At 43.8% G+C, this 1667-nt stretch carries 1 protein-coding gene; it reads left to right on the forward strand.

The genetic code is table 11. The features are described 5' to 3' along the window. On the forward strand, window positions 1-1667 hold a 1667-nt coding region (locus tag A3757_RS17150), incomplete at both ends, for an AAA family ATPase (RefSeq protein ID WP_156506381.1).

A 1667-nucleotide genomic window follows, 5' to 3' on the forward strand; every position in this document is an offset into this window, starting at 1 on the left:
GCTGACCCATCTATGGGCGAACTCACTACTCAAGTTTATTGCTACCCCAAAACAGTCATTCTTTTTGATGAAATTGAAAAGGCACATCCGCAAATCATTCAATCTTTGTTGGCAATCTTAGACAGAGGTCTCTGCCAGGATAGCACTTCTTTTAAGTGGGTAGATTTCTCTCAAACATTTATTCTGTTTACAACGAATTTGGGGAGTGAAGAGCTTTCACAAAGACGTGAAAGTGGTCAGGTTTTCGGAACACTGGATACGACCAGCCTTGGGGGGCTTCTAAGACAAGATAAAAATAATAGCGATAAAGGTCTATCTCCTGAGTTCGTGAATCGACTGAGTAAAGGGCACTTACTCGTCTTTGAATCACTTTGTCCGGAACATTTGCTAGACATATATAAGTCTTCTTGGAAAAGATGTTCAAGTGAGATATCAACTCTGGCGGTTGACACGCCTGATTGCTCAACTGAATTGGCGACCATTAACCTACTAAAGCGTTTGCCTGACCTATCTGCTCGAACTGCTAATAGCGCCGCAGAGTCTGATATTGTAGATTGCTTGGAACCGATTCTAGAATGTTATGAAAACTCTTCTTTACCGGGAGAAGAGTTTTATATCTCAGTGAAGGTAAGTGGATTAGAAGATGTTCTTAATAGCTTAATGGCCGATCGAGGACTAGATAACCCAGAAACCGTACTCATTGTCGATGATGACGATAGAACCGAAGCACAAATTATTCAGGGTTGTGCTAAAGCTGGTTTGCCAATCCGCCATAAACGAATTGCTCATGAGATGAGCTCTCAAATAGTGAGTAAAGAACTTCGTCCAGACCTAATTCTTATAGATCTCTTTATAGAAGATGATGTGGCGCAGCTAAAGAGTACGACAGCGCTAAGCCTGATTATGGAGCTGCGCAATAGATTTCTAGATGTTCCTATCGTCGCCTTCTGTCGCGATCCTGGACGTGCCAAAGTGACAGAAAAGGCTATCAAAGCTGCAAAGTCTATCGATGGAATAACTGCGGTTCTGACCTATCAAAGCAAAAGACCTGAAGACTTTATTAATGAAGTGACTTTGATGCTCAAGAAAAGAAGACTTGCGCGACTTGTTCAGGCTGTTGTCAGAGAGCGTAAACGCTTGCAGTTTGATTGGCGAGCTAAGGCCAAGACAGACCACATCACATTAGAAACCATACTCACACGCTTAGAACCGATTATAACGCCTGGTGATGAGGGCCAAATGTCTGGGCTTGGCGAAATTCCCGATCTTAAATTCAGTGATATTGTTGGTAATGAAAGAGGTGTCAGACAGATTTCAAGAGCGATAGGTTGGTTACAGCATCCTGGTAGAATCGGCCGCTTTGGGTTTAGACCTCCCGGAGGATACTTGCTTGCTGGTCCTCCAGGAACGGGAAAAACTTTCTTGGCCCGGGCTGCTGCCGGGGAGTGTGGCTTACCCTTTTTCAGTATAAATTCGGCGGAATTATTATCCCCCGGGGCGGGTGTTGCAGAAAGTAAACTAAGAGATTTGTTCGCCAATGCCAGAAGGTTAGCGCCTTCAATCATATTTATCGATGAGATAGATGCAATTGGACAGCAAAGAAGAAGTGGTGATTACCACGGTATTGTTAATACGTTGTTGGGAGAAATGGATGGCTTCAGTGGCCA

The organism is Oleiphilus sp. HI0117 (assembly GCF_001635235.1).